Raw genomic sequence first — 219 nt, 5'->3', positions numbered from 1 at the left:
GAATACTCATCTCGCCCACCTGTGTCGGTTTGCGGTACGGTCTCGTATGACTGAAGCTTAGAGGCTTTTCTTGGAACCACTTCCGATTGCTACGTGAACAAGTTCACTCGTCCCAGTCCCTTGGATTACGTACCCGGATTTGCCTAAGTACCTCCTATGAACCAGAAACTGACTATTCCAACAGTCAGACAACCTTCCGCGATCCGTCCCCCCATCGCA

1 rRNA gene is annotated in these 219 nt (G+C 51.1%); it reads right to left on the bottom strand.

The annotated features are described in order from the left end of the window. Nucleotides 1–219: ribosomal RNA gene (locus GTP45_RS29455) — 23S ribosomal RNA — on the bottom strand; the annotation flags it as partial.

The organism is Duganella rivi, assembly GCF_009857435.1.
In the GTDB taxonomy this organism is placed as follows: domain Bacteria; phylum Pseudomonadota; class Gammaproteobacteria; order Burkholderiales; family Burkholderiaceae_D; genus Rugamonas; species Rugamonas rivi.
Note: the sequence above shows the minus strand (reverse complement) of the source record. Positions and strands in the feature narration are given on the sequence as shown.